Source organism: Saccharopolyspora sp. NPDC045941, from assembly GCF_056431445.1.
In genome coordinates, this window is the sequence record NZ_JBWKKU010000003.1 from 98,036 (window position 1) to 123,344 (window position 25,309).

Here is a 25,309-nt window from a genome sequence, read left to right on the forward strand (position 1 = left end):
TGAGAGCTCCCCACCACCATCCGCCGTCAGCACTCTTCCTTGCATGTCACATCGCAGTGAGCAGTCAGTGGGCAAACGGCGCGCTGGACTGGCGGCGAGCCTGGCGCTGGCGTTCGCCGCCGCAGCCGGTTGCGGCGCAGCGGCGGACGGCGGTAGCGGGCCGGCCGGCGAAGCCGTCCGGGGCGGCACGCTGCACGTGCTCTCCAGCATCGGCATCGAACATCTCGACCCGGCCCGGAACTACCCCACGCACTCGCAGAACGTGGGCAGGCTGATCTACCGGACGCTGACCACGTACGCCGCAGCACCCGGTCAGAACGGCGGGACGATCGTGCCCGACCTGGCCACCGACACCGGCCGTCCCGGTGACGGCGGCAGGACCTGGACCTTCACGCTCAAGGACGGCGTGCGGTTCGAGGACGGCCGCCCGATCACCAGCGGGGACATCAAGTACGGGGTGCAGCGGTCGTTCGCGCCCGAACTGCCCGAGGGACCACCGTACGCCAGGACCTGGCTGGTCGGCGGCGAGTCGTACCACGGCCCGTACCGGGACGGCGGCGGTCTGGATTCGATCGAGACCCCGGACGACAAGACGATCGTGTTCAAGCTCAACCGCCCGGTGGCCGATTTCGGTTCGGCGATGTCGTTGCCGTTGTTCGCCCCGGTGCCGGCGGACGAGGACACGGGCGTTGGTTATTACGCGCGGCCCTTCTCCTCCGGCCCGTACCGGATCGAGCGGTTCGAACCCAAGAAGCGGCTGGAGTTGGCGCGCAACCCGCATTGGGATCCGTCCACCGACCAGGTGCGCAAGGGGCTCCCCGACAAGATCGTGATCGAGCTGGGCCTGGATGCCGCAGTGGTCGACCAGCGGCTGATCGCCGCCCAGGGCGAGGACGCCGATGCGATCGCGATGGAACCGATCGGCCCGTCCTCGGTAGGACGGGTGATGACGGATCCGAGGCTGCACAGCCGACTCGTGACGGGCGAGTCGATCAACACGCGCTACCTGGCGATCAACACCTCCCGCAAGCCGCTGGACAACGTGCTCGTCCGCCGGGCGATCGCCTACGCGCTCGACAAGGATGCGTTGCGCACCACCAGGGGAGGCCCGATCGCCGGGGAACTCGCCACCACCCTGCTACCACCGTCGATACCCGGCCATGTCCCGGAAGATCCGTTTCCAAGCCCGGATGGCAGGGGCGACCCGGTCAAGGCCAAGGCGTTGCTCGCCGAGGCGGGCACCGCACCGGGCATCACGATCACCCTCGACGTCCCGGCCACCGCCGTTGGCCGGGCTCAGGGCGAGAGCGTGCAGGCAGCCCTCGGCCGAGCCGGGATCGAGGTGAAGATCAACGAGATCAGCTCGTCGGCCTACTACAGCGTGGTGGGCAACACCACCGAGCAGCACGACCTGGTGATCGACGGCTGGACGCCCGATTGGCCGGGTGCCTCGACCTACCTGCCGACGGTGCTGGACGGACGGCTGATCACCGGCGTGGGAAACAACAACCGCGCCCAGTACAACTCCGCGCCGGTCAACGCGAAGTTCGACGAGATCGCCGCGATGACCGATCCGGCGAGAGCAGCGGCCGCCTACGGCGAACTGGCTAAGGAGATCATGCAGGACGTCCCGGTTGTGCCGTTCTTGTGGGACCGCTCGCCGATCCTGGTGGGAGGCAACGTCGCCGGCGCGTACGGGCACATCGCCTACGTCGGCAGGATCGACCTCGCGTCGGTGGGGCTGCGCAAATGACCGCCCCGCCGATGCCGGCACCCGCGACGGCGCTCCCCGCGCGGACGGATGCCCCCGCGCTGCGCAGGCTGTGCGCGCAGTGGTCAACGGTGGCCGCACTCGCGGTAGTAGCCGCACTGGTGCTCGTGGCGCTCGCCGCTCCACTGGTCACCGGGCTCGCCGGCACGTCGCCGACCTCGTTCGACACCGGGACCCTCGACCCCGTGCTCGGCGGGTTGCCACGCGGCGCGTTCGGCGGGATCAGTGCCGAGCACTGGCTGGGCGTCGAGCCGATCACCGGCCGGGACATCCTGGCTCGCATCGTCTACGGTGCGCGGGTCTCCCTGCTCATCGCCCTGCTCGCCACGGCTGTCTCGGTGGTGCTGGGCAGCGCGCTGGGCTTGGCGGCGGGCTTCTTCGGCGGGCTGGTCGACGCCGCGATCGGCCGGGTGATGGACCTGCTGATGTCGTTTCCCAGCCTGATCTTCATGATCGCGCTGATCTCCGCGGCACCGGACGCCGATCGGGAGGCGCTGCTGGTGGTAGTGCTCGGTTTCTTCGGCTGGCCGTACGTGGGGCGGATCGTTCGCGGACAGGCCGCGGTGTTGGCCCGCAGCGAGTTCGTCTCGGCGGCCCGGGCGCTCGGCGCCTCCCGCCGGGCGCTGCTGGTGCGGGAGGTCCTGCCCAACCTGAGCGGCCCGATCCTGGTCGTCGCGACCACGTCGGTCCCGAGCTACGTCGCCACCGAGGCGGGGCTCTCCTTCCTCGGGGTGGGGGTTCGGCCACCGACGCCGTCGTGGGGGCAGATGATCGCTGCCGCGGTGCCGTGGTACGCCGCCGACCCGCTGTACTTCCTGATTCCCGGCGCCTTCCTGTTCATCACCGTGCTGGCGTTCAACGTGCTCGGCGACGCCGTGCGCGACGTGTTCGATCCCAGGAGCGGGCAACCATGATCGTTTTCCTGATCCGCAGGCTTGCGGCGGCGGCCGCGATCCTGCTGGTGGTCTGCGGGCTCACCTTCGCGGTGTTCCACCTCATGCCCGCCGACCCGGCGCAGAGTGCCTGCGGCAAGGCGTGCAGCCCCGAGCGGATCGCCGAGATCCGCTCGACGCTCGGCATCGACCGGCCCGCGCCCGAGCAGTTCGCGAACTACCTCGGCGGGATCGTCGCGGGCCGGACGTACGGCACCGGCGAGCAGGTCATCACCTGCCCCTTCCCCTGCTTGGGCTTCAGCTTCCAGACGAACCAGCCGGTCTGGGAGATGCTCACCGACCGGCTTCCGGTCAGCATCTCGATCGCGGTGGGGGCCGCGGTGCTGTGGCTGTACGTCGGCGTCGCCGCGGGGGTGATCTCCGCTCTGCGCCGTGGCAGCGCTTGGGACCGGATGGCGATGATCGCCGCGCTCGGCGGGATCTCGCTGCCGATCTACCTGACCGCGCTGGTGCTGCAATACGTTCTGGTGGTCACGCTGCAAGTGCTGCCTTACCCGCAGGAGGTCGCCTTCACCGAAGATCCGATCGGCTGGGCCGAGTCGATGCTCATGCCGTGGATCGCACTGGCGATGCTCTACGCCGGGATCTACGCGCGGGTGACGCGCGGCGAGATGCTCGAAAGCCTCGGGCAGAACTACGTGCGCACGGCGCGGGCCAAGGGCTTGGCCGAGCCGGTCGTCCTGCGGCGGCACGCGATGCGTCCAGCGCTGATGCCGATCGTGACGATTTTCGGGATGGATCTGGGTGCGCTGCTGGGCGGAGCGCTGATCACCGAGTCGGTGTTCGGCCTGCCCGGTGTCGGCAAACTCGCGGCCGACGCGATCACCAGCGCCGACCAGCCGGTCATCCTCGGCGTGACGCTGTTCGCGGCGCCGTTCGTGATCACCGCCAACCTCGCCGTCGATCTGCTCTACGCGCTGCTCGATCCGAGAGTGAGGGTCGCCGGATGAACCTGTTGTCCGTACGCGGTCTGACCGTCGACTTCGCATCCGGGGTGCGCGCGGTGGACGGCCTCGACCTCGACCTGACGGCCGGGCAGGTGCTCGGCGTGGTCGGGGAATCGGGCAGCGGCAAGTCGGTCACCAGTCTGGCTGTCATGGGGCTGCTGCCCGACGCCGAGATCACCGGCGAGATCCACTTCGACGGGCGGGATCTTGCCGCTGCGGGCCCGTGGGCCCGACGTCGGCTGCGCAGGTTGCGCGGTGACCGGATAGCGATGATCTTCCAAGATCCGCTGTCCTGCCTGAACCCGTACTACCCGGTGGCTTTCCAAATCGCCGAGGCCTACCGGGCGCACCGCCCGGTAGGGCGCCGCGAGGCGCATCGCGTGGCGGTGCGCATGCTGGATCGGGTGGGCATCCCGCAGCCCGAGCGGTGGGCCCGGGCCTATCCGCACGAGTTCTCCGGTGGCATGCGGCAACGCGTCATGATCGCGATGGCGTTGTGCCTGGAACCCGACCTGCTCATCGCCGATGAGCCGACCACCGCGCTCGATGTGACCGTGCAGGCTCAGATCCTGGACCTGCTGCGCGATCTGCGCGAACGATCCGGCACCGCGATCATGCTCATCACCCACGACATGGGGGTGGTCGCCGGGCTCGCAGACGACGTCGTGGTGATGCACGGCGGACGCGAGGTGGAACGGGGCCCGGTCCGAAAGGTGTTCTACCAGCCGGAGAACGCCTACACCCGTGGCTTGCTCGACTGCGTACCCCGCGTCGAGGGACCTCTCCCGCACCGGCTGCCCACAGTGGAGGCTCCGTGAAACCGCCGTTGCTGGAAGCGCAGAACCTGGTGAAGCGGTACCCGGTGCGGCATCGCCTGACCCGGCAGCGGATCGGCTACGTGTCCGCTGTGGACGGAATCTCGCTGCACGTGGCCCAGGGCGAGACGTTGGGCGTGGTGGGCGAGTCCGGCTGCGGCAAGTCGACGGTGGGGCGGCTGCTCACCCGGCTGGACACGCCGACGAGCGGGACCGTGCGGTTCGCCGGCCGGGAACTCGCGCCACTGGGCGAGGCCGCGTTGCGACCGGTCCGCAGGGAACTTCAAATGATCTTCCAGGACCCGTTCTCATCGCTGAATCCGCGGCAGACGGTCCGGCGGATCCTGACCGCACCGTTCCAGTACCAGGGACTGGCGCCGAACGAACCGGTCGAGCAACTGCTCGAGCGGGTGGGGCTGCGGCCGGAACACGCATCCCGCTTCCCGCACGAGTTCTCCGGAGGCCAGGCCCAGCGGATCGGCATCGCGCGGGCACTGGCGTTGCGGCCCCGGCTGGTGGTCTGCGACGAGCCGGTCTCGGCGCTGGACGTCTCGGTGCAGGCGCAGATCCTCAACCTGCTGAAGGATCTGCAGGACGAATTCGGGCTGAGCTACGTGTTCATCGCGCACGACCTCGGCGTGGTGCGCCAGATCAGCACCCGAATCGCGGTCATGTACCTCGGCACCGTGGTCGAGACGGCCGATCGCGACACGCTGTTCTCCCGGGCGGCCCACCCCTACACCCGCGCGCTGCTGTCCGCCGTGCCGCTGCCCGACCCTGATGCGGAGCGCTCCCGCGAGCGGATCGTGCTCCACGGCGACCTGCCCAGCCCGTTGGCTCCGCCCAGCGGCTGTCCCTTCCGCACGCGATGTCCCAAGGCCGCGCAGCGCTGCGAGCAGGAGCGTCCCGCGCTGCGCACGATCACGCCCGGCCACCAGGTGGCCTGCCACTTCCCCGAAGAAAGGACCCCATGAACCGCACGTACCGCCTTCCTGGTGTCGCAGTGACCGATCACCTGTTTCCAGTGCCGCTGGATCACGCCGATCCGGGCGGCCCGTCGATCGAGGTTTTCGCCCGCGAGATGGTCGACCCGGTTCGCGCAGGAGAGCGGCTGCCCTGGCTGTTGTACCTGCAGGGCGGACCAGGTGGTAAGTCCCCGCGGCCGCTGAGCGCGTCCGAAGGATGGCTCGGCCACGCCCTCAAGACCCACCGCGTGTTGCTCCTGGACCAGCGGGGCACCGGCCGCAGCAGTCCGGTGACCGCCCGTGCGGCCGCGCGGTACGGATCAGCCGCCGATCTGGCGGCCCACCTCTGCCACTTCCGCGCGGACTCGATCGTCGCGGACGCGGAGCTGATCCGGCGGCGACTGTGCGGGGACGAACCCTGGGAAACGCTGGGGCAGAGCTACGGCGGCTTCATCACGCTGACCTACCTCTCCCGAGCTCCCGAGGGACTGCGCGCTTGTTACGTCACCGGTGGCCTGCCAGGTTTGAACGCCACCGCCGACGAGGTCTACGCGCGCACCTATCCCCGGGTTCGGGACAAGGTCTCCGCCTATTACGCCCGCTATCCAGGAGATCGCGACCTGGTGCGCCGGATTGCCGACCTGCTCGCGCGCAACGTGGTCCTGCTGCCGGACGGGGACCGGCTGACCGTGCAACGGCTTCGCACCCTGGGGCTCGTCTTCGGCATGGGCGACGGGTTCGAGCGCGTGCACTGGTTGCTCGACGAGGCGTTCGGTCCGGACGGGGACCTCTCCGCGACGTTCCGCTACCAGGTGATGAACCTGACCGGCTTCGTGGACAACCCGCTGTTCGCCGCGCTGCAGGAATCGGCCTACGCCCAGGGCGACGAGCCGACCTCGTGGGCGGCTCACCACGCCATGGCGGACTTCCCGGAATTCGACCCGGACGCCGATCCGCTGCTGTTCACCGGCGAGATGTTCTACCCCTGGATGTTCGACGAGATCGCGGGACTGCGCCCCTTCGCGGGAGCGCTCCAGTTGCTCGCCGATCGCACCGGCTGGCCCCCGCTCTACGACCCGCCACGACTGGCCTCCAACGAAGTGCCGGTGGCCGCGGTGATCTACCACGACGACATGTACGTGGACGCTGAACTCTCGCTCGGCACAGCTCGCGCGGTGGGCGGGTTGCGCGCGTGGGTCACCAACGAGTGGGAGCACAACGGCGTCACCGCGTCCGGTGATCGCGTACTGGCCCGACTGATGGAAATGGCCGCCGGACGGGTCTGAGGACCCGATTCCACCGTAATTTTGGAGGCTTCGTTGCCAACCCCAACACGAGCGTTGCTGCCGCTCGCCGCTTCGCTGACCCTGCTCGCCGCCGCCACCACGACCGCAGTCGCCGCCGCACCGACCCCGCAACCAGCTCGCGCAACTGACCCCCAGCAGTGCGCTCTGCCCGGCCAGACCGGCTGGACAGACGAGGGGCACAACACCGATCCGGTCCAGTTCCTCAAGCCCAGCGGCCGAATCCGCACCCTCATGCTCTTCGCGGACTTTCCCGACGCCCCGGCCGACGGGCCGACATCGACCTACGCCGATCACCTGAAGCCGGCCGCGGAATGGCTGGACCAAGCGTCCTACGGCGAGGTCGGACTGGACATCACCCCGCTGGACCGCTGGCTGCGGATGCCGCGGGAGTCCACCACGTACGGTTTCGACCGCGGCATCACGTTCGAAGAGCACGAGCAGTACGTCCGGGATGCCATCACCGCTGCCGACCCGCACGTGGACTTCTCGTCGTACGACCTGGTCTACATCGTCCCCCCGAAAACCGCTGCGGCGGTGACGTTCTCGCCGACCTACCTGTTCGCGCCCGCCACCCCCGGCGTCGTCGCCGATGGCACCAGGATCAAGTGGGCGGTCACCTTCGGTCAGGACATGTGGCACTGGGGCTACGAGGTCGCACCCCACGAAACCGGGCACACGTTCGGGCTTCCCGATCTGTACTCCTTCACCGGTCCCGACATCCACCGCCACGCGGGAGGGTGGGACGTCATGGGCGACATCAGCGGTGCCGCACCGCACCCGCTGGGCTGGCACTCCTGGAAGCTCGGCTGGAGCCACGACGAGCAGGTCGTCTGCCTACCCGGTCCGGGCGAGGTCACCGCCCGGCTGACCGCCGTCGAGCAGCCCGGCGGAAACAAGATCGCGGTCGTGCGCACCGGACCGACCACCGCATTCGTCGCCGAATCCCGACGCGCCACAGGCCTCGATGCCGCCTCCTGCTCGTCCGGCGTGCTGATCTACCGGGTCGACACGGCGATCCAGACCGGTCAGGGGCCGGTCCAGGTGTTGGACGCGCAACCCAGCACCACGCCGGAAAACGGCTGCAAGCCGCTGGATGACGGGGCATTCCTCCCCGGGCAGTCATTCACGGACCCGCAATCGGGTGTTCGGATCGAGGTGCTTGACAGCGGCGACACCGGCGACACCGTGCGGGTCAGCCGCGCTGAGACCGACGCACGGTTGGGCTATTGATGTGTCCGGGTGCGCAGCTGGGACTCCCGGTCACGGCTGCGCACCCACGACGAAATCGGTGCCCTGCCGCGAGGTGTTGGCCCTGATCAGCACCGGCGAGATCGCCCGAACTCTTCGGTGCCCAGGAACGCCTTGCTGGACCCGGAATGCTCCCAGCGCAGCTCGGCGGCCGGCAACTGATCAGCGTGCCACGTAGGCGCTCAGGAGGGCCTGGACCTCGTAGACGTCGACGCCCTTGCCGAACTGCTTCGTGATCGGCTCGGCCGTGCCGGAGAGCCAGATCTTCAGCTCCGCGTCGAGGTCGAAGGTGCCGGCGGTCTCGACGGAGAAGTGGGTGATGCTGCGGTACGGGATCGAGTGGTACTCGACCTTCCGGCCGGTCATGCCCTGCTTGTCGACGAGGACCAGGCGCCGGTCCGTGAAGAGGAACGAGTCCCGGATCAACTGGTACGCGGCGTGGATCTCCTCCCCCTGCGCCAGCAAGCGCCCGAACTCCTGCGCTGCCGCACGGGGGTCGACCCGCGAAGCGTTGCCCATTATCCCGTCGAAAAGCCCCATGCTCGCACTCCCCTGCGAAGATCGGATGCCCTTCGACCACACTAACGAAAACGCCGGGCGCCCGACGCCGCCCCTCCGGCTCACACCGCTTTGACCGGTACTCCCGCGGCGTCGAAGCGCTGGATGAGTTCGGCGGGCGCGTTCGAGTCGGTCAGCAGCATGTCGATCGACTCCACCGGGCAGATGTGGGCGAAGGCGCTGCGGTCGAGCTTGGAGCTGTCGGCGACGACGACCACGCGGTCGGCGCGTTCGGTCATGAGGCGGTTGATGCTGGCTTCGGCCTCGTTGTGCGCGAACGCGCCGCGCGACGGGTCGACGGCGTCCACGCCGAGGAACACGATGTCGAGGGTGATCTCCTGGAGGAGGTGGGTGCCGAGCGGCCCGGTGAGTTCGAACGACTGCGGTCGCGCCACGCCTCCCGTCACCACGATCTTCACCTGGGGCCTGACGACGAGCTCGTTGGCGATGTTCAGGGCATTGGTGACGATGGTCAGCGACGTGCGTTCGCCGGAGTCGCCGATATCGGCGCGCGACACGAGGCTGCGCGCGATTTCGGTGGTGGTCGTACCCCCGTTGACCCCGACCACCGCACCCGGCGCGACCATCGCCGCAGCCGCTCGGGCGATGCGCCCCTTCTCACGCGCGTTCCGGGCGGCCTTGTAGCGCAGCGGCAGGTCGTAGGAGATGTTCTGGGCGACGGCTCCGCCGCGCGTGCGGGTCAGCAGCTGCTGCTCCGCGAGGTGATCGAGATCGCGGCGAACCGTGGCCGCGGAAGCGTTGAGCACTTCGGCGATCTCGTCCACTGTGACCTTGCCTCGTTCCCCGAGCAGGTCGAGCAACGCGGACAGTCGCGCATGCCGGTCCACCGGTGTCCCCCATCCTTCGGCCGAACGCAGAATCGATCACTCCACGCCCAGTATCGCTCATAAACGCTCACCGGGTGACAGGTGTTCCGCGCAGGCCCGGCGCGAACGGCCCGTCGATCCGGCATCCAGCAGGTCGTGCTGCGCCGGATCCCGAGGCCCCTTTTCCCGTCCGCCGAGTCATTTTCAAGCAACTACCCGCGCGTCCCGTCGGCGGCCCGCGGTTCGATCGTGATGTTGTCGGCGATGTCCCGGAGCACGCGGCGGTCGAGCGTGCCCGCGACCGGCGCCGCTGCCGCGGCTGCCGACCACGCAACGGCATTGCGCAGGCGCTCGGGCCAGGTCTCCCGGCGCATGATGCCGGCGGCGAACGCCGCCACCGCCGCGTCACCGGCTCCCGTCGGGTTGCCGCTCACCGCGAAGGGCGGCGCTGCGCGCCAGACCCCCTCATCTGTGACCGCGAGCAATCCGTCCGGGCCGAGGGAGACGACCACGGCTGCCGCGCCGCGGTCGCGCAGCTGCTGAGCTCCGCTGAGCGGGTCGTCATGTCCTGTCGTTTCGCGGAGTTCGGCGGCATTGGGCTTGACGAGGTCCGCGCCGGCTTCAGCCGCCGCCAGCAGCGCGGGGCCCGTGGCGTCGACCACCGCGGGCACCGAGCGGGTGTGGGCGTCCCGGACCAGCTCGGCGTAGCTGCTCGCCGCGCACCCGGGCGGCAGGCTTCCCGAGCACACGAGGACCGAAGCGGTGGTCAGCCGCTCGGCGACGAGGGCCCTGAGCCGCTGCCAGTCCTCGCCGCCCAGGTGGCCGCCGGGCTCGTTGAACAGCGTCGCCTCGCCGGCGTCCGCTTCGGCGATCACCGCGACGGTCTTGCGGGTGGGAGCGGACACCGGCAGCAGCGCGTGCTCGATCCCGGCAGCGGTGAGGTCGTCGCGGATCACGTCGCCGAGGACGCCCCCGACAGGGGCGGCAACGAGCGTCGGGACGCCCTGGCCGTGCAGGACCCTGCTGACGTTGAGACCTTTGCCCCCGGCGCGTTCGTGGACGCTGCGGACGCGGTGCGATTCCCCGGGGAGGACGTGCTCCACCCGGTAGCTGACGTCCAGCGCGGGGTTCGGGGTGACGGTGATGATCATCCGGTCGCATCCTGGGGCGAGCCGGTGCCGAGCCGCAAGACCCCGAGCAGGCGCGCGGTTTCCGCCGCGAGGGCGTCCTTGCCCGCGGTGAGGTACTTGCGCGGATCGACCAGGGCCGGGCTGCCCGCCAGGACCTGCCGCACCGACTCCGTGAACGTCTTGTTCAGGTGCGTGGAGATGTTGATCTTGGTCATGCCGCTGCGGATGGCGGAGCCGAGGTCCTCGTCGGACACGCCAGAAGAACCGTGCAGCACGAGGGGAACGCTCAGCGCGTCGTCGAGCCGCTTGATGAGCTCGAAGTCGAGCGAGGCGTCCCGCGTCACCATCGTGTGCGAGGTGCCGACCGCGACGGCCAACGCGTCCACGCCGGTGGCGGCGACGTAGTCGGCGGCCTCGCGCGGATCGGTGCGGGCCCCCGGCGCGTGGACGCCGTCCTTGCCGCCGACCTCGCCCAGCTCGGCCTCGATCCAGAGCCCGGCGTCGTGGCACCTGGTCACGACTGCGCGCGTGCGGGCCACGTTCTCCTCGTAGCTCTGCTTCGAGGCGTCGAACATCACCGAGCCGAACCCGAGCTCGATGGCCTCGGCGACCAGATCTTCGGACTCGGCGTGGTCCAGGTGCACGGCCACCGGCACCTCGGCCCTGCGGGCGCGGGCGAGCGTCGCGCACGCGATCGGCTCCAGCGCGCCGTGGTAGCGCGCGCAGTTCTCGCTGATCTGCAACACCACCGGGGCCCCCGCGCGCTCGGCGCCGGTCACCAGGGCATCCGCGTGTTCGAGCCCGATGACGTTGAACGCACCGACCCCGAGACCGGTGCGGACGGCGGCGTCGACGACGCTGCCGGTGCCGACCAAAGGCATGGCTGCTACCTCTTTTCAGTGTGGTTGATGACCGGTTTGCCGCGCGCGAACACGGCGTCGACGAGGAAGTCGTCCGTGAGCACGACGAGGTCGGCTGGGCGGCCAGGAGCCAGCGAGCCGGCTTCGCCTTCGAGCCCGCCGGACCCTTTCCCCAGTCCCGTCCTGGAACGCGGCTCCCCCGCCGCCGTGCACGTGCATGTCGACGAAACCCGGCACCAGCCACCGATTCCGCAGGTCGACGTCGACGGGCTTCGGCGCCCGCCCGGCCCCGGTGGAGGCGATCCGGCCGTCGCGCACCTCCACCCAGCCGGGGTCGAGGACGGCGGAGTCAGCCGTGACGACCTTGCCGCCGCCGAGAATCATGTCGTCCCCACCAGTTCGGCGGCGAGCAGCGCCGCGCCCAGGCTGCCCGCGCGATCGCCGAGCGCGGCGGGCACGATCCGCGGCGTGCGCTGGAGGTTCCAGTCCTCTTCCACGCGACGGGTGAGCGGGTCGAACAGCATCGGCCCGGCCTGAGACAGGCCACCGCCCACCACGACGACTTCCGGCGCCAGCAAGGCGGTGAGCCAGATCAGCGCGCCGCCCAGCGCATTGACCGCCTCGTCCCAGACGGCGGTGGCGACCGGGTCCCCTGCGGCGACCCGCCTCGCCACGTCCGCCGCGCCCGCCGCCGGAGTCCCGGTCCGGTCCTGGTAGCGCCGGCTGATCGCGCCCGCGGACGCGACCTCCTCCAGGCGAATCCGAGCCGAGATGGGGACCTGCCCGATCTCCCCCGCGTATCCGCCTGCGGCGTGGACCCGACCGGATTGCACGTGCGCCGCCGAGATTCCGGTGCCGACCGGGAGGAACACGGCGTCGCTCGCCTCCCGGGCGGCACCGAGCCGGTGTTCCGCCAGCGCCCCGGCCCGGACGTCGTGCCCGAAGGCGACCGGCAGCCCGATCCGCTCCGCGAGCAACGAGGCGAACGGCACGTCCAACCACCCCAGGTTCCCCGAGAACACCGCGACGCCCCGGGATTCGTCGACGATCCCCGGCACGACGAAGCCCACGGCCGCCGGCGCGGCGCGCTCGGAAAGGTCGGCGACGAGCGAGGACGTCAGGTCCAGCACCCGCTGGACCGTGTCGGGCGACGGCGGCGGCGTGGCGTGGCGGCGCTGTGCCAGCACCGTCCCCGATGCGTCGACCAGCACCGCTTTCGTCTCGGTCCCGCCCACGTCGACACCGACCACGGGGCCTCCGGCGTTGTCCGTCACATGTCGTCCAGGACGATCGACCGGGTCAGGTTGCGCGGGTTGTCCGGGTCCAGCTCGCGCTTCACCGCCGCGGCCACCGCGACGCGCTGGGCGAGCACCAGGTGCGCCATCGGGTCGCGCTGCCCGCTGTCGACGAAGTCCGCTCCGGCCGAGGCGACCTCGGCGGCGAGCCCGGTCGGGGTCTCGCCGAACATCCAGGTCACCCGGCCGGGTTCGGCGATGCTGATGGGGCCGTGCCGGTACTCCATGGCCGGGTACGCCTCCGACCACAGGCCCGCGGCTTCCCGAACCTTCAGCGCCGCCTCGTGCGCCAGCCCGACCGTCCAGCCCTTCCCGAGGAAGGTGATCTGCTCGCTGGCCGGGAGCGCGCCGAGCTCGGCGCCCAGCATGGCGCGGGCATCCGCGACGGCCCCGGTCAGATCCGCTCCGAGCGAAGTGCGGAGCAGGGCCAGCGCGGTCGTCGCGAACCGCGTCTGCACCACGGACTGCTCGTCGGCGAACTCCAGCGCGACCAGCTCGTCGCAGGCCTCCGCGATGGGCGCGGTGGGGACGGCGGTGATCCCGACCGTGGGCACCGTTGCGCTCAGCCGCCGCAGGAGTTCGAGCACCTCCGTGGTGGTTCCCGAGCGGCTGATCACCACCACGCGGTCGTAGGGCCGGCCGATGGGCATCTCGGACGCGGGGAACGCGTCCGTCACGCCCTCGCCGGCGGCTTCCCGCAGCGTCGCGTACGCCATGGCCATGAACCAGGAGGTGCCGCACCCGGCCACGGCCACCCGCTCACCGCGGGCCGGCAGCACGCCGGCCACCTCCCGGGCCAGCTCCGCGGCGCGCAGCCAGCATTCCGGCTGGCTGTCGATCTCGCCGTCCACGAGATATCCGCCAGACGTCATCAAGTCCTCCAAAACCTGTCGTTTCCGCGGCGAGCTGGTTCCCCGGTGCGCCGCCGAACGACGGCGCAGCGGGAGGCCGGGCACTGCCGGACCGCCACGCGGAGTCCGTCGCAGCGCGCCACGCCGTCAGCCTAGATGCCCGAATTTGATCGAACAAGAGACCAAACAATCAATATCAATCAGCCTATCGCCCCGATCATCGCTGCCGCAGGAGCCGCCGACTTGCGGTGACGACCACCGCGAAGAAGCCGTGCGTAGCGCCCCAACCACGCGACGTCACCGGATCAAGCGCGTTGACCAGTGCTTTCCAGGCAATGCGGACCGAGGTAGTGACAGGCGCCACCGGCCGCGTTAATAATGACCGAACTTGCATGAAGTTGCTCGATAACTCGGACTTACGAGCACGCATGCGCAAGCTGGTTATCTGAGTTAGGGAGAGCCACACATGCCCCAGAAGCTCCGGAGACGGCTGGTGCTCGCCGCCGGGATGTGCCTGGCACTGCTGACGGGCTGCGGCATGCCCGACGCCGACGCCGGGCGAGTGCTGCGGGTCGCGCAGTACCCGGACCCGCCGGAGCTCAACTCGCAGCAGCAATCGGGCAGCCAGGTCTACATGGGACTGTGCGAGCCGCTGACCGGCCTCGGTTTCGCCAGGGCCGGCGACCTCCGGATGCGCGGCGCGGAAAGCGTGCGCACCTCCGACGGTCGGGTGTGGACGATCGCGCTGCGCCCCGGCCGCACGTTCCACAACGGCGAACCGATCACCGCGCAGACCTACGCGGACACCTGGAACGCGGTCTCCTACGGCCCCAACGCGTACAAGGCGAGTTCCACCTTCAGCGTCATCGACGGCTTCGACGAGGTCAACGAGGACCCGCCGCAGCGCGACACGCTGCGCGGGCTGGCAGTGCTCGGGCCGCTGACCTTGCAGGTCACGCTCAAGCAGCCCAACTACGACTTCCCGAAGATCATCGCCTCCTACAGCGCGTGCCCGATCCCGAAGGAGGGCCTGGCCGACCCCACCGCCTACTCGCAGACGCCGATCGGCAACGGCCCGTACCGCTTCGTCCGCTGGGACCGCAACGAGAAGATCGTGCTGCAGCGCTGGCACGACTACCAGGGCGAGGTACCGCCCGGTGCGGCCGAGGAGATCCAGTTCAAGATCTACCAGTCGCAGGACACCGCCTACCGCGACGTGCAGGCCGGGCAGCTCGACGTGCTGCGCAACCTGCCCGGCGGCCTGCTCAACGACGCCCGCACCCAGCTCGGCGACTCCGGCCTGTTCGCGATCCCGCAGCAGCGGCAGATCACCCAGATGCTGGTGCCCGAGTACGTCGAGTCGCTGCGCGATCCGCGGCTGCGCAAGGCGATCTCGCTGTCGATCGACCGCGACGCGGTGGCCGGGGCGCTGCTGCGCGGCACGGCGACCCCCGCCCGTTCCCTGCTGGTCGAGGCGGTCGGCGCGCCCTACCGGGCGGACGCCTGCGCGGCCTGCCGGTACGACCCGGACGAGGCTCGCCGCCTCGTCGCGGAAGCCGGCGGATTCCGGGAACCGGTGGTCATCTGGTACTCCAACACCGGGGGCGGTGGCGGCACCGAGATGTCGCAGATCGCGCTGGCCGTCTCCAACGCGCTGCGGCAGGAGCTGGGCGCCGAGGTCAAGCTGAAGCCGGTGCTGCCCGCCCAGCTCACGCAGGCGCAGATCAGCGGCGAGCTGACCGGCCCGGCGCTGAGCCTCTGGGGCGACATCTACCCCAGCCCCGACCAGTACCTGGGCATGTTCCGCAAGGGCGGCGACGGCAACGAGTACACCCGCTACGACAACCCGCGCGCCAACGAACTGATCAACCAGGCGCTGGGCACCGGCGACGAGCTGGAAGCAGCGCGGCTCTGGCAGCGCGCCGAGGACCTGATCCTCGACGACATGCCCGCGATTCCGCTCTACTACCCGGCCATCTACGCCGCGCACGCGCCGTGCGCCACGCCGGTCACGCTCGGCGGCGACCTCCAGTACTACCTGACCGAGTTCGAGTGCGGCCCCGGCCGCGAGGGGTGATGCCGACATGCTCGGATACGTCGTCCGCCGCTTCGCGGCGATGCTGCCGGTGTTGTTCGGCGTCACGTTCCTGATCTTCGCGCTGGTGTACGCGATGCCCGGCGACCCGATCGCCGCGCTCGCCGGCGACCGGCCGATGCCACCGTCCACTGTGGCGGCGCTGCGCGAGCAGTACCACCTGGACGAACCGCTGATCACCCAGTACCTGCTGTACATGACCGGGTTGTTCCAGGGCGACTTCGGCACCGACTTCTTCGGCCGGCCGGTGCTCGAGATGATCGCCGAGCGGTGGCCGACGACGCTGCAGCTGGCGCTGACCGCCTGGGTGTTCAAGCTGGTGATCGGCCTCGTGGTCGGGATCTTCGGCGCGCTGCACCGCGGCCGCTTCGGCGACCACCTGACCCTGGCGTTCACGGTGCTCTTCGTGGCGCTGCCCGGATTCGTCATCGCGTTCATGGCGCAGCTGGTGTTCGGCTTGCAGCTGGAGCTGTTCCCGATCGCGGGCGTGGCCAACGGCTGGCCGATGAGCTTCATCCTCCCCGCGCTGGTGGTGGCGCTGGAGGCAGCGGCGCCGCTGGCGCGGCTGACCAGGTCGAGCCTGGTCGACGTGATGGGCGCCGAATTCATCCGCACCGCGCGGGCAAAGGGCGCGTCGGCCGGTCGCGTGGTGTGGGGGCACGCGCTGCGCAACTCGATGATCCCGGTGGTCACCTATCTCGGGCTCAGCCTGGCGGCGATGCTCGGCGGCGCCGTGATCGTCGAGAGCGTGTTCAACCTGCCCGGCATTGGCGGCCTGCTGGTGCAGGCGGTGCAGACCCAGCAGGGCACCATCGTGGTGGGCGTGGCCACCTTCATCATCCTGATCTACCTGCTGGTGAACCTGCTGGTGGACATCAGCTACGGAATCATCGACCCGAGGGTGCGCAATGGCTGACCGGACCGACTTCTCCCCCACTCCTACCCGGGCCGCGCCCCGCCGGAGGTTCACCGCGGTCGGGCGGCTGCCGAGGCCGCTGCGCGCGCCGCTGTTCGTGGTCGCGGCGCTGATCGCCGCCGGCTACGTGCTGATGGCGGTCTGGCCGAGCCTGTTCACCTCCGCCGATCCGATGCACTGCGAGCTGCGGCTCAGCGGCGCGGGCCCGGCGCCGGGCCATCCGTTCGGCTTCGACATGCAGGGCTGCGACTACTTCGCCAACGTCGTGCACGGCGCCCGGCCGTCGATCGCGATCGGCCTGCTAGTCACCGCGGTGACCTTCGTGCTGGCCGCGGTGCTCGGCTCGCTGGCCGGTTACTTCGGCGGCATCGTCGACGGGGTCGTGTCGCGGATCGCCGACGTGGTGTTCGGCCTGCCAATGATCATCGCCGCGATCGTGGTGCTCAACCTGTTCGAGGAACGCACGATCTGGACGGTGAGCCTGGTGCTGATCGTCTTCGGCTGGCCCGGCGGCATGCGCTACATGCGCGGCTCGGTGCTCAAGATCCGCAACCTCGAATACGTGCAGGCCGCGCGCGTGCTGGGCGGCAGCCACCTGCGCATCATGGGCACGCACATCGCGCCGAACGCGCTGACCTCGCTGATCGTGCTCAAAACCCTGGAGATCGGCGGTGTCATCGCCGCCGAGGCGGCGCTGACCTTCCTCGGCATCGGGCTCCAGCCGCCCGCGATCTCGTGGGGGCTCCAGCTCTCCACCGCCCAGCAGCAGTGGCAGGCCAGCCCGCACCTGCTGGTCTACCCGGCCCTGTTCCTGACCGGCGCCGTCCTGGCGTTCGTTGTCCTCGGCGACAGCCTGCGGGAGACCCTCGACCCGAAGGGAAAGCAATCGTGAACGCGAAGGCGCGGTCCGCGCCGCACCAGGCCGAGGACGACCGGCGCACGGTTCTCGACGTGCGCGGCCTCAGCGTCGACTTCCACACGCCCGCCGGCCGGTTGCACGCCGTCCAGGACGTCAGCTTCAGCGTGAGCGCGGGCGAAACACTAGCCGTGCTCGGCGAATCGGGCTCGGGCAAGAGCGTCACCGCGCAGGCGATCATGGGCATCCTCGACACGCCGCCGGCCGAGATCGTCGGCGGCATCGTCGAGCTCGGCGGCCAGGACCTGCTCGCGCTGCCCGAGCGGCAACGCCGCGCGGCAACGGGATCACGGGTGTCGCTGATCTTCCAGGACGCGCTCACCGCGCTGAACCCGGTGCAACCGGTGGCCAAGCAGATCGGCGAGCTGTACCGGCTACACCGCGGCGCGTCGCGGAAACAGGCGTGGCGGCAGGCCGTGGAAATGATGGACCGGGTGCGGATTCCGGCGGCGGCCAGCCGCGCCGGTGACTACCCGCACCAGTTCTCCGGCGGCATGCGCCAACGCATCCTCATCGCGATGGCGCTGGCGTTGGACCCGGAGGTCGTGATCGCCGACGAACCCACCACGGCGCTCGACGTGACCGTGCAGGCCCAGATCCTCGACCTGCTCGCCGAGCAGCAGGCCGAGCGCGGCCTGGCGCTGGTGCTGATCACCCACGACCTCGGTGTCGCGGCCAAGATGGCCGACCGCGCGCTGGTGATGTACTCCGGGCGCGTCGTCGAGCACGGGCCGATCCGCCGGCTGTTCACCGCGCCGATCCACCCGTACAGCCAGGGCTTGGTCGCCTCGATCCCGCGGCGGTCGCACCGCGGCGGCCCGCTGCCCGCGATCAGCGGCCTGCCGCCGAGCCTCACCGATCGCCCCGCGGGTTGCCGCTTCCACCCCCGCTGCAGCATCGCGCGCGAACACTGCGAGTCGGTCGAACCGGAACTGCTGCAGCTGGACGACGGCAGGCAGACCCGGTGCCACTTCTGGACGGAGGTCGCATCGTGACCGATCAGCACATCCTCGAAGTTCACGACGTCACCAAGCACTACCGCAAGCGCGGCGGCGGGCGATTCGGCCTCGGATCGGCCACCGTCAAGGCGGTCGACGGCGTGAGCCTGAAGCTGCGCAAGGGCGAGGCGCTGGGCATCGTCGGCGAGTCCGGGTGCGGCAAGTCCACGTTGACCCGGCTGCTCACCGCGCTGGAGAAGCCCACCAGCGGGCAGGTCCGCTACCGGGGCGTCGACGTCCACAGCGCGAAAGGCGCTGCTAGAACCCAGATGCGGCGCAACATCCAGATGGTCTTCCAGGACCCCTACGCCTCGCTCAACCCGCGCAAGACCGTCGGCTCGATCCTGGCCGAGCCGTTCCGGATCCATCGCGACGCGCTGCCCGAGCCGGGCCTGCGCCCGCGGCTGGAGCAGCTCCTGGAACAGGTCGGCCTGCGGCCGGACCACCTCGACCGGTATCCGCACGAGTTCTCCGGCGGGCAGCGCCAGCGCATCGGCATCGCCCGCGGCATCGCGCTGAGCCCGGAGGTGCTGATCTGCGACGAACCGGTCTCGGCGCTCGACGTCTCGGTGCGCGCGCAGGTCCTCAACCTGCTCGCCGAGCTGCAGCGCGAACTGTCGCTGACCGTCGTGTTCATCGCGCACGACCTCGACGTGGTGCGGCACTTCTGCGACCGGATCGCGACGATGTACCTGGGCAGGGTGGTCGAGGAAGGCGACTGCGACGCGGTCTACGACCGCACCGCGCACCCCTACACCCGGGCCCTGCTGTCCGCGATCCCGCGCCCCGGTTTCGACGACGAACCGGAGCAGGAGCGCATCGTGCTCGAAGGCGACCCGCCGTCGCCGATCGCACCGCCGGCCGGCTGCCCGTTCCACACCCGGTGCTGGATGGCCCGGCCGGACTGCGCGCACACCGTTCCGGCCGGCCACGACCTGGGCGAGGGGCACGTCTCGCACTGCCACTTCGCCACCGAGGTCGCCGACGCCGACCCGCGGGCCGCGGCCGACGGATCGCGGTAGCCGTTCAGCCGACTGCACCAACTCGTGTTGATCGAGGATGAGCGATCATCCGCGACGGACGAGTTGGTGCACCTGCTCCACATCAGTCGCGTGCGATGTCCTCGCGCTCGATCAGGATCCGGAATCCGGTCAACAATGCGGTGAGGCCGACTTCGAACTCGTCGTCGCTACCGACCTCCGCGAGGACATCGGCGTGCTGGACGAGCAGTGGAAAGGCCGCAGCGTCTCGTGAGCGGTACAGCAGGCGCCGGTGACTGATCTCCTCGGAATCCGACGCGTCCAGGCCGAGGTTGAAGTGCACCGAGCCGATCACGAAGGTGGCCAGCGACGACGCGACGGCGGCCGCGAGCCGGGGGCTGAGACCGGCGCCGATGAACCTGGCACGGTGTGGATAGCGCGGCACTCAAGCCCGGGGAGCGGGTGGCGGTCGTCGGCGGCGGCAGCATCGGGCTGCTGGCTGCGGCGGCAGCCCGGCAGCGCGGCTTCGACGTCGATGTCGAGGTGCGCCACAAACACCAGAGGATCGCGGCGGAACGCCTCGGACTCGGCTCGGCGGACGGCGTCTACGACGTCGTGATCGACGCCGCGGGCAGCGAGGCCGGCCTGGCCCGGTGCGCCGAACTGGCCCGCGCCGGCGGTCGCGTCGTGCTGCTGGGCGTATACCAGCACACCGCGCCCATCCCGGGCATCGTCAGCCTGGTCAAGGAACTCATCTACATCCACTCCATCGCCTACGGCCGGCACGACGGCGTCCGCGACACCGAACAGGCCGCGGCGATGCTCGCCGGCAACCCCGAGATCGCGCAGGCGGTGATCACCCACCGCTTCCCCCTCGACGACGCCGCAGAGGCCTTCCGCGTGGCCCGCGACCGTGCCTCCGGAGCGATCAAGGTCGTCCTCCACCCCTGACAGCACACCGTCCGCGCACCATCTTGGAACGATCTCCGGGGAGGTGTGATGGCTTGTCCCGTTAGAAGGACGCGGAGCGTCCGCTGCGCCCGCCGATGCGGCGGGCACAGCGGAGCGCTGGTCAGGACGAGCTGACGCGGGACCGCTCGAAGTAGTCGATCAGGGCGGCGTCCGGCGCGGTCACCTCGACCGGCATTCCACCGCTGCGCAGCGATTCCGTTGCCGCGCAACCGGTCGCGACCGCTTCCCGCGCCGCGATCGGCGAGGTGACGGTCGGCACGTCGGCGCTCACGAACGCCAGGAACTCGGCCACGATGCGCGGGTCCGCGCCGCCGTGCCCGCCGCTGGCGCGCTCGACCTCCACCACCCGGTCGGCATCGGGCGCGTAGCCGCGGTGCCTGCGGTTCCACACCTTGACCACCGAGTCCGCGTCGTCGCCGAAGTTCTCCAGCCTGCCCTCGGTGCCGATGACGGTGTAGTTGCGCCAGTAGTCCGGCGTGTAGTGGCACTGCTGGTAGCTCGCCAGCACGCCGTTGTCCAGCTCCAGGTTGACCAGGCTCAGGTCCTCGACGTCCACCACCGGGTTGAGGCCGGTCTGGCTGCGCGGCGGCCAGTTCTGCTCGTACTCGGCCCAGTCGTGGCCCGTCTTGTAGGTCTCGCGCTCGTTGCGGTCGGTGATGTCGCCGTAGACCGTCAACGCGCCCATCGCGTTGACGCGCCTGCTGTACCCGCCGGCCAGCCAGTGCAGCACGTCGATGTCGTGCGCGCCCTTCTGCAGCAGCAGGCTCGTGCTCTTGCTCCGGTCGGCGTGCCAGTCCTTGAAGTAGAAGTCGCCGCCGTGCCCGACGAAGTGGCGGCACCAGATCGAGGTGACCTCGCCGATCGCGCCCGAGGTGATGAGATCGCGCATCGTGCGGATCACCGGCATGTGCCGCATGTTGTGCCCGACGTAGAGCTTGCCGCCGAACTGCCGCGCCGCGGCGAGGACGCGGTCGCAGCCGGCCGTGGTGACCGCCAGCGGCTTCTCGAGGTAGACGGCGAGCCCGGCTTCCAGGCAGCGGATGGCGTGCTCTTCGTGCAGGTGGTCGGGACTGACCACGAACACCGCGTCGAGCTCGCTTGCCAGCAGCTCGTCGAGCGCGTGCGTCTGCCGGACGCCGTCGCCGTAGCGCTGCGCGGCGGCAGCGGCGCGCGCCGGATCCGGATCGCACACCGCGACGATCCGCGAACCCTCACCAGGCCGGTGGGCGTGGTCGGCGATCCCCACTCGCAGCCCGCACCCGAGCACACCTGTCCTTACGTCCATGGGTCACCTTCCCGCACCACGGCCACGTGCGCGCACCGGCAAGACTGCGCGCTTCTGCTCCAACGTGATTGTTTGAAGCATATATCGATCACTTTCGCGCAATCCACTCTATGTCGCCCACGCCGCCGGCACCACCCCCACCACAGACACGACACGTGACATGCCGGCCCCGTGGCCCTGCCGACCAGAGGGGCATGGCGCCGAGTACCCGCTCAGCCGAAACCGGAACCACGGGCCGAACGCGGAGAGCAGAGAGGGCCGTGGAGTCAAGCGGATCGGAGGCTCGCCCGGCGACCTGGTGATCGCCGCGCGGTCGCTGGCGCGAGTTGTTCGCGACAGCGCGTCAGAACATCGTCCACCGCGATGCTCACCGAGGGCGCGACCACGACGAACGCGTGGACGGCCTGGCCTGCACCCGCCGAGCCCGGCACAGTCGCGCGGCTCAACGATCCACATTGGACTGGGGTGCGTCACCGCCTCCGAAGCGCTGATCCCGGCACTCGGTCAGCGAGTCGAGCGACTCCTGCGCGACGGCGGCGATGAACGCCGGGCACAACAGGGCTTCCAGTGGCTCCTCCCGGCCCCGGCGGGAACGTTCGTGGCGGGCCCTGCCCGCGGCGTAACTCAGCAAGATGCCCTGCTCCGCAGCAATCGGTCCGCTGTCGGGAAGCCTGGGGTGATCGTCGGGATCATGCTCGCAGGAAACGCGGCCGTAGCGGGCCAGCGCGTCCTCCAGGCCCTCGATCAGGTCGTCGAGGACCGACTTCCGCGCGGTGTCCCAGATCGCGTGCCAGCTCACCGCCCTGACGACCAGGACCCGCCCGGCCAGCTCATCCGGATCCGCGGTGGACAGGACCCAGCCCTGCGAAGCGATCTCGTCGTCGACGTCGGTCGACCACTTCGGATACCCCTCCAGAAGGGACGACAGCACGTCGATCTGCTGCACTGCCTCGGCCGGCAGGCGTGGCGGAACGTCGGCCACCGAACCGGGGTCGATGATGTCCAAGGCGATGCGCGCGAATCCGGCCACGTTCCGCGGGCAGAGCCACTCCTCCCGCGGCCGCGGCTCCTCCCACCCCTCCCCCTCGTTCGCGAGCGGCGAGAACGCGTCGAGGAGGCCTTCGTCATCCTCGTCCGTGTGGGTCTCGTACGGGTGGGAGACGTGGGTGCACGGCTGAGCCTTCAAGGCCCCGTCGGCTGTTCGGAGGGCCTTGACCACCGCATCCACCACACCATCGCCCGGGAGCCAGGTGAGATAGGGAGCGGTGATCACCGATCCGAGCACCCACAGCCACGCCTGCTCGCCACCGGGCTCCTCGGCGAGCTTGGCGGCGCAGTCGAGCACGGCCCGGTCGTACTCGTCGTTCCCGGAATCCTGGTAGCACAGGCGAATTTCTTCCCAGGAATCGACCAACGCATCGAGGGAGTCGCCAACGACGTCGAACATGACCACATCGAAGCACGACGGACCACCGGGTTCCGCCCGCATCGCGAACAACGCCGGCAACCTGGTCAAGGTCGTCGTGATCTCCAGTGCCGAATACCCGGCCTGAAGCGACACCCCGCAACCCCGAGCTCCAAGAGCGGGAGGCTCGTGTGCTGTGGTCGAGCACCGGTCCACCGCGTCACAGCTATAGCGCGACCTGCGGCGAATCCAGCGCACTGCGGTCGGCCGCGGCGTGGAGGTGCCTGCGGAACTCCTTCAGCGCCATGGTGACGTGTGTGTCGCGACGACGAACGAGCACGGTCGTCACCGTTGCATCGGCAGGCGCCATCCGGTGCAGGCGGAGTCGGTGGCGCAGTCCGGAATGCTCGACCAGCGCCCGGGGCAGCATCGTGACCCCGAGGCCCGCGGCGACGCAGCCGAGGATGCCTTCGACCGTGCCGTAGTCGAGGACCTTCGGTTCCACGCCGCGCGCTCGGACGACGGCTTCGAGCCTGCGCCGGTACGAGCACCCCGCGCGGAACACGAGCAGCCGGGGGCCGTTGGGGTCGCGCAATTCGTCATCGAGGTCGCGGTGCCTCAGCGCGGTGATGACGACCATTTCCTCGGTGAAGACCTCTTCTTCGTGCAGGTCCTCGTCGTCGACCGGGCCGGCGACGAGCGCTCCGTCGAGGGCGTGGTCCTTGACCAGCGCCACCAACGACTCGGTGGGGCCGGTGAGCACGGAAAGGTCGACATCCGGCCAGGCCGCGGTGTAGGACTCGAGGACGGGCGGCAGCCGAATCCCGGCCGTCGTCTCCATCGCCCCGATCCGCAACGGTCCGGAGGGCCTGTCGTCCCGAACGGCGCGGCGGGCCTCGTCCGCGAGCGAGGTGATCCGCTGGGCGTAACCGAAGAACTGCTCCCCGGCCGCGGTCAAGGCCACTCCCCGGGCGTGGCGGCGGAGGAGGATCGCGCCGAGTTCTCGTTCCAGTCCTGCCATTCGCGCGCTGATGGTGGACTGCACGGTGTGCAGTTCCGCGGCCGCGCGCGTGATGCCACCGGTGCGTGCCACGACGACGAACACCTGCAGGTCCGACAACTCCACGTGCTCGCTCCCGACATCGAGGGTTCGCCGCTGACGATGGCAGCGTTCATCACTCATCGTTGGACACGATTCCTAGCAGAGCCTAGCGTCCTTCCTGCACCGGAGACTCAGGTCGACAGCGGGGAGAACGCGGTGATCCCGACCAGACTGACGGCGGCACTGGGCATCGAGCGGCCGGTCGTGCTCGCGCCGATGGACAAGGTCGCCGATGCCCGGCTCGCTTCGGCGGTGTCCGCGGCGGGTGGGCTTGGCTTGCTCGGTGGCGGCTACTGCGATCGCGAATGGCTGGTCGAGCAGCTGGCTTCGGTGAGCGGGCGGGTCGGATGCGGGTTCATCACGTGGTGCCTGGCCCGGAATCCCGAGCTGCTCGACGTCGCGCTCGATCACGACCCGGCAGCGGTGTTCCTGTCGTTCGGCGACCCGATGCCGTTCGCCGACCGGATCCACGACGCGGGCGTGCCGCTGCTGTGCCAGGTCTGCACGGTCGAAGAAGCGCGACGCGCCCTGGATGCCGGAGCGCGCGTTCTGGTGGCCCAGGGAGGAGAGGCGGGCGGGCATGGCACCGGAACCCGTTCGACCCTCACCCTAGTCCCCGAACTGGCCGACCTGCTCGCGGCGCGTTCTCCTGACACACTGCTCGTGGCCTCGGGCGGGGTGGCGGACGGCCGCGGACTGGCCGCCGCCTTGTGCTTGGGGGCCGACGGCGTGGTGATGGGGAGCCGGTTTTGGGCGAGCACGGAAGCGGCCGTGTCCGCCGCCGCGCAGCGCCGCGCACTCGCCTCCAGCGGCGACGACACCGTGCGGCAGAGCGTGTACGACATCGTCCGGGCGGTGGACTGGCCCTCCCACTACACCGGACGAGTGCTGCGCAACGACTTCGTCCGCCAGTGGCACGGGCACGAGCAGAAGATGCGCGAAGACCTGCCCCGCCTGCAGGAGGTCTTCAACAACGCCAAGGACAACGATGACTACAGCATCGGGAACGTCATCGTCGGCGAAGCGATCGGCCTCATCGACGAACTCGAACCCGTCGAAGCGATCATCGACCGCGTCGTGCGGGAAGCCTCGTCCATCCTCTTCTCGACCTGA

At 70.0% G+C, this 25,309-nt stretch carries 24 protein-coding genes; 14 read left to right on the forward strand and 10 right to left on the reverse strand.

Going from position 1 to position 25,309, the window contains the following annotated elements; all coding sequences use genetic code 11:
• The first annotated feature begins 43 nt into the window (after nt 1-43).
• The 7 genes from AC07FN_RS03540 to AC07FN_RS03570 are packed head-to-tail and all read left to right on the forward strand — an operon-like array spanning nt 44 to nt 7,988.
• A complete protein-coding gene (locus AC07FN_RS03540; protein ID WP_478394163.1) occupies nt 44-1,753 on the forward strand; it encodes an ABC transporter substrate-binding protein in 1,710 nt (569 codons plus the stop codon).
• Nucleotides 1,750-2,685 carry an ABC transporter permease gene (locus AC07FN_RS03545; protein ID WP_478394164.1) on the forward strand — a complete coding sequence of 312 codons (936 nt, stop codon included), beginning with the start codon at nt 1,750-1,752 and terminating at the stop codon, nt 2,683-2,685. The genes AC07FN_RS03540 and AC07FN_RS03545 overlap by 4 nt, the downstream gene beginning before the upstream one ends.
• Nucleotides 2,682-3,674 (forward strand): ABC transporter permease, encoded by a 993-nt coding sequence (locus AC07FN_RS03550; RefSeq protein WP_478394165.1) that lies wholly within the window; start codon nt 2,682-2,684, stop codon nt 3,672-3,674. Before AC07FN_RS03545 ends, AC07FN_RS03550 begins: the two co-directional genes overlap by 4 nt.
• Nucleotides 3,671-4,489 (forward strand): ABC transporter ATP-binding protein, encoded by an 819-nt coding sequence (locus AC07FN_RS03555; RefSeq protein ID WP_478394166.1) that lies wholly within the window; start codon nt 3,671-3,673, stop codon nt 4,487-4,489. Before AC07FN_RS03550 ends, AC07FN_RS03555 begins: the two co-directional genes overlap by 4 nt.
• Nucleotides 4,486-5,460: an ABC transporter ATP-binding protein gene (locus AC07FN_RS03560; RefSeq protein WP_478394167.1), complete on the forward strand. Its 975-nt coding sequence runs from the start codon at nt 4,486-4,488 to the stop codon at nt 5,458-5,460. Before AC07FN_RS03555 ends, AC07FN_RS03560 begins: the two co-directional genes overlap by 4 nt.
• A 29-nt stretch (nt 5,461-5,489) precedes the next feature.
• Nucleotides 5,490-6,737, forward strand: coding sequence for an alpha/beta fold hydrolase (locus AC07FN_RS03565; RefSeq protein WP_478394168.1), 1,248 nt, complete (start codon nt 5,490-5,492; stop codon nt 6,735-6,737).
• 33 nt (nt 6,738-6,770) lie between these two features.
• Entirely contained in the window at nt 6,771-7,988 is a 1,218-nt protein-coding gene (locus tag AC07FN_RS03570) for a M6 family metalloprotease domain-containing protein (RefSeq protein ID WP_478394169.1), read from the forward strand.
• Between the two features lie 180 nt (nt 7,989-8,168).
• Here AC07FN_RS03570 and AC07FN_RS03575 read toward each other — a convergent pair whose 3' ends face one another.
• From AC07FN_RS03575 to AC07FN_RS03600, 6 genes are all read right to left on the reverse strand, one after another.
• Nucleotides 8,169-8,546: a PH domain-containing protein gene (locus AC07FN_RS03575; RefSeq protein WP_478394170.1), complete on the reverse strand. Its 378-nt coding sequence runs from the start codon at nt 8,544-8,546 to the stop codon at nt 8,169-8,171.
• Between the two features lie 80 nt (nt 8,547-8,626).
• On the reverse strand, nt 8,627-9,412 hold the full coding sequence (locus AC07FN_RS03580) for a DeoR/GlpR family DNA-binding transcription regulator (protein ID WP_478394171.1): 786 nt from the start codon (nt 9,410-9,412) through the stop codon (nt 8,627-8,629).
• A 191-nt stretch (nt 9,413-9,603) separates the two neighbouring features.
• On the reverse strand, nt 9,604-10,542 hold the full coding sequence (locus AC07FN_RS03585; RefSeq protein WP_478394172.1) for a 1-phosphofructokinase family hexose kinase: 939 nt from the start codon (nt 10,540-10,542) through the stop codon (nt 9,604-9,606).
• Nucleotides 10,539-11,402 (reverse strand): class II fructose-bisphosphate aldolase, encoded by an 864-nt coding sequence (locus AC07FN_RS03590; RefSeq protein ID WP_478394173.1) that lies wholly within the window; start codon nt 11,400-11,402, stop codon nt 10,539-10,541. The genes AC07FN_RS03585 and AC07FN_RS03590 overlap by 4 nt, the downstream gene beginning before the upstream one ends.
• Before the next feature lie 359 nt (nt 11,403-11,761).
• A complete protein-coding gene (locus AC07FN_RS03595; protein ID WP_478394174.1) occupies nt 11,762-12,631 on the reverse strand; it encodes an ROK family protein in 870 nt (289 codons plus the stop codon).
• 20 nt (nt 12,632-12,651) lie between these two features.
• A complete protein-coding gene (locus AC07FN_RS03600) occupies nt 12,652-13,548 on the reverse strand; it encodes an SIS domain-containing protein (protein WP_478394175.1) in 897 nt (298 codons plus the stop codon).
• A 445-nt stretch (nt 13,549-13,993) separates the two neighbouring features.
• Between AC07FN_RS03600 and AC07FN_RS03605 the strand changes: the two genes are divergently transcribed.
• Genes AC07FN_RS03605 through AC07FN_RS03625 form a run of 5 tightly spaced genes read left to right on the forward strand, consistent with a single transcriptional unit; the run spans nt 13,994 to nt 19,474 of the window.
• Nucleotides 13,994-15,604 carry an ABC transporter substrate-binding protein gene (locus AC07FN_RS03605; protein ID WP_478394176.1) on the forward strand — a complete coding sequence of 537 codons (1,611 nt, stop codon included), beginning with the start codon at nt 13,994-13,996 and terminating at the stop codon, nt 15,602-15,604.
• Between the two features lie 7 nt (nt 15,605-15,611).
• Nucleotides 15,612-16,538: an ABC transporter permease gene (locus AC07FN_RS03610; RefSeq protein ID WP_478394177.1), complete on the forward strand. Its 927-nt coding sequence runs from the start codon at nt 15,612-15,614 to the stop codon at nt 16,536-16,538.
• Nucleotides 16,531-17,430, forward strand: a complete 900-nt coding sequence (locus tag AC07FN_RS03615) for an ABC transporter permease (RefSeq protein WP_478394178.1) — start codon at nt 16,531-16,533, stop codon at nt 17,428-17,430. The genes AC07FN_RS03610 and AC07FN_RS03615 overlap by 8 nt, the downstream gene beginning before the upstream one ends.
• Nucleotides 17,424-18,449, forward strand: a complete 1,026-nt coding sequence (locus tag AC07FN_RS03620) for an ABC transporter ATP-binding protein (protein ID WP_478394268.1) — start codon at nt 17,424-17,426, stop codon at nt 18,447-18,449. The genes AC07FN_RS03615 and AC07FN_RS03620 overlap by 7 nt, the downstream gene beginning before the upstream one ends.
• A complete protein-coding gene (locus AC07FN_RS03625; RefSeq protein WP_478394179.1) occupies nt 18,446-19,474 on the forward strand; it encodes an ABC transporter ATP-binding protein in 1,029 nt (342 codons plus the stop codon). Before AC07FN_RS03620 ends, AC07FN_RS03625 begins: the two co-directional genes overlap by 4 nt.
• An 82-nt stretch (nt 19,475-19,556) precedes the next feature.
• Here AC07FN_RS03625 and AC07FN_RS03630 read toward each other — a convergent pair whose 3' ends face one another.
• Nucleotides 19,557-19,877: a TetR/AcrR family transcriptional regulator C-terminal domain-containing protein gene (locus tag AC07FN_RS03630; protein ID WP_478394180.1), complete on the reverse strand. Its 321-nt coding sequence runs from the start codon at nt 19,875-19,877 to the stop codon at nt 19,557-19,559.
• Between AC07FN_RS03630 and AC07FN_RS03635 the strand changes: the two genes are divergently transcribed.
• A complete protein-coding gene (locus AC07FN_RS03635; RefSeq protein WP_478394181.1) occupies nt 19,862-20,383 on the forward strand; it encodes a zinc-binding dehydrogenase in 522 nt (173 codons plus the stop codon). The two genes, AC07FN_RS03630 and AC07FN_RS03635, sit on opposite strands and share 16 nt — an antisense overlap.
• Before the next feature lie 121 nt (nt 20,384-20,504).
• Here the strand turns inward: AC07FN_RS03635 and AC07FN_RS03640 are convergent, their stop codons facing one another.
• The 3 genes from AC07FN_RS03640 to AC07FN_RS03650 form a co-directional block, all read right to left on the reverse strand.
• The gene (locus AC07FN_RS03640; RefSeq protein WP_478394182.1) at nt 20,505-21,689 is read right to left on the reverse strand and encodes a Gfo/Idh/MocA family protein; all 1,185 of its coding nucleotides are present in this window, start codon (nt 21,687-21,689) and stop codon (nt 20,505-20,507) included.
• 442 nt (nt 21,690-22,131) lie between these two features.
• Nucleotides 22,132-23,136 (reverse strand): hypothetical protein, encoded by a 1,005-nt coding sequence (locus AC07FN_RS03645; RefSeq protein ID WP_478394183.1) that lies wholly within the window; start codon nt 23,134-23,136, stop codon nt 22,132-22,134.
• A gap of 184 nt (nt 23,137-23,320) precedes the next feature.
• Complete coding sequence (locus AC07FN_RS03650) at nt 23,321-24,220, reverse strand: LysR family transcriptional regulator (RefSeq protein WP_478394184.1); 900 nt, start codon at nt 24,218-24,220, stop codon at nt 23,321-23,323.
• A 132-nt stretch (nt 24,221-24,352) separates the two neighbouring features.
• On the opposite strand from AC07FN_RS03650, the gene AC07FN_RS03655 reads away from it, so the two are divergent.
• Entirely contained in the window at nt 24,353-25,309 is a 957-nt protein-coding gene (locus AC07FN_RS03655) for an NAD(P)H-dependent flavin oxidoreductase (RefSeq protein WP_478394185.1), read from the forward strand.

What these genes read in the sequence shown, in the direction of transcription:
- AC07FN_RS03540 (WP_478394163.1), top strand. Translation starts at nt 44, where the DNA reads ATGTCACATCGCAGTGAGCAGTCAGTGGGCAAACGGCGCGCTGGACTG.
- AC07FN_RS03545 (WP_478394164.1), top strand. Translation starts at nt 1,750, where the DNA reads ATGACCGCCCCGCCGATGCCGGCACCCGCGACGGCGCTCCCCGCGCGG.
- AC07FN_RS03550 (WP_478394165.1), top strand. Translation starts at nt 2,682, where the DNA reads ATGATCGTTTTCCTGATCCGCAGGCTTGCGGCGGCGGCCGCGATCCTG.
- AC07FN_RS03555 (WP_478394166.1), top strand. Translation starts at nt 3,671, where the DNA reads ATGAACCTGTTGTCCGTACGCGGTCTGACCGTCGACTTCGCATCCGGG.
- AC07FN_RS03575 (WP_478394170.1), bottom strand. Translation starts at nt 8,546, where the DNA reads ATGGGGCTTTTCGACGGGATAATGGGCAACGCTTCGCGGGTCGACCCC.
- AC07FN_RS03585 (WP_478394172.1), bottom strand. Translation starts at nt 10,542, where the DNA reads ATGATCATCACCGTCACCCCGAACCCCGCGCTGGACGTCAGCTACCGG.
- AC07FN_RS03590 (WP_478394173.1), bottom strand. Translation starts at nt 11,402, where the DNA reads ATGCCTTTGGTCGGCACCGGCAGCGTCGTCGACGCCGCCGTCCGCACC.
- AC07FN_RS03600 (WP_478394175.1), bottom strand. Translation starts at nt 13,548, where the DNA reads ATGACGTCTGGCGGATATCTCGTGGACGGCGAGATCGACAGCCAGCCG.
- AC07FN_RS03605 (WP_478394176.1), top strand. Translation starts at nt 13,994, where the DNA reads ATGCCCCAGAAGCTCCGGAGACGGCTGGTGCTCGCCGCCGGGATGTGC.
- AC07FN_RS03610 (WP_478394177.1), top strand. Translation starts at nt 15,612, where the DNA reads ATGCTCGGATACGTCGTCCGCCGCTTCGCGGCGATGCTGCCGGTGTTG.
- AC07FN_RS03615 (WP_478394178.1), top strand. Translation starts at nt 16,531, where the DNA reads ATGGCTGACCGGACCGACTTCTCCCCCACTCCTACCCGGGCCGCGCCC.
- AC07FN_RS03640 (WP_478394182.1), bottom strand. Translation starts at nt 21,689, where the DNA reads ATGGACGTAAGGACAGGTGTGCTCGGGTGCGGGCTGCGAGTGGGGATC.
- AC07FN_RS03645 (WP_478394183.1), bottom strand. Translation starts at nt 23,136, where the DNA reads ATGTTCGACGTCGTTGGCGACTCCCTCGATGCGTTGGTCGATTCCTGG.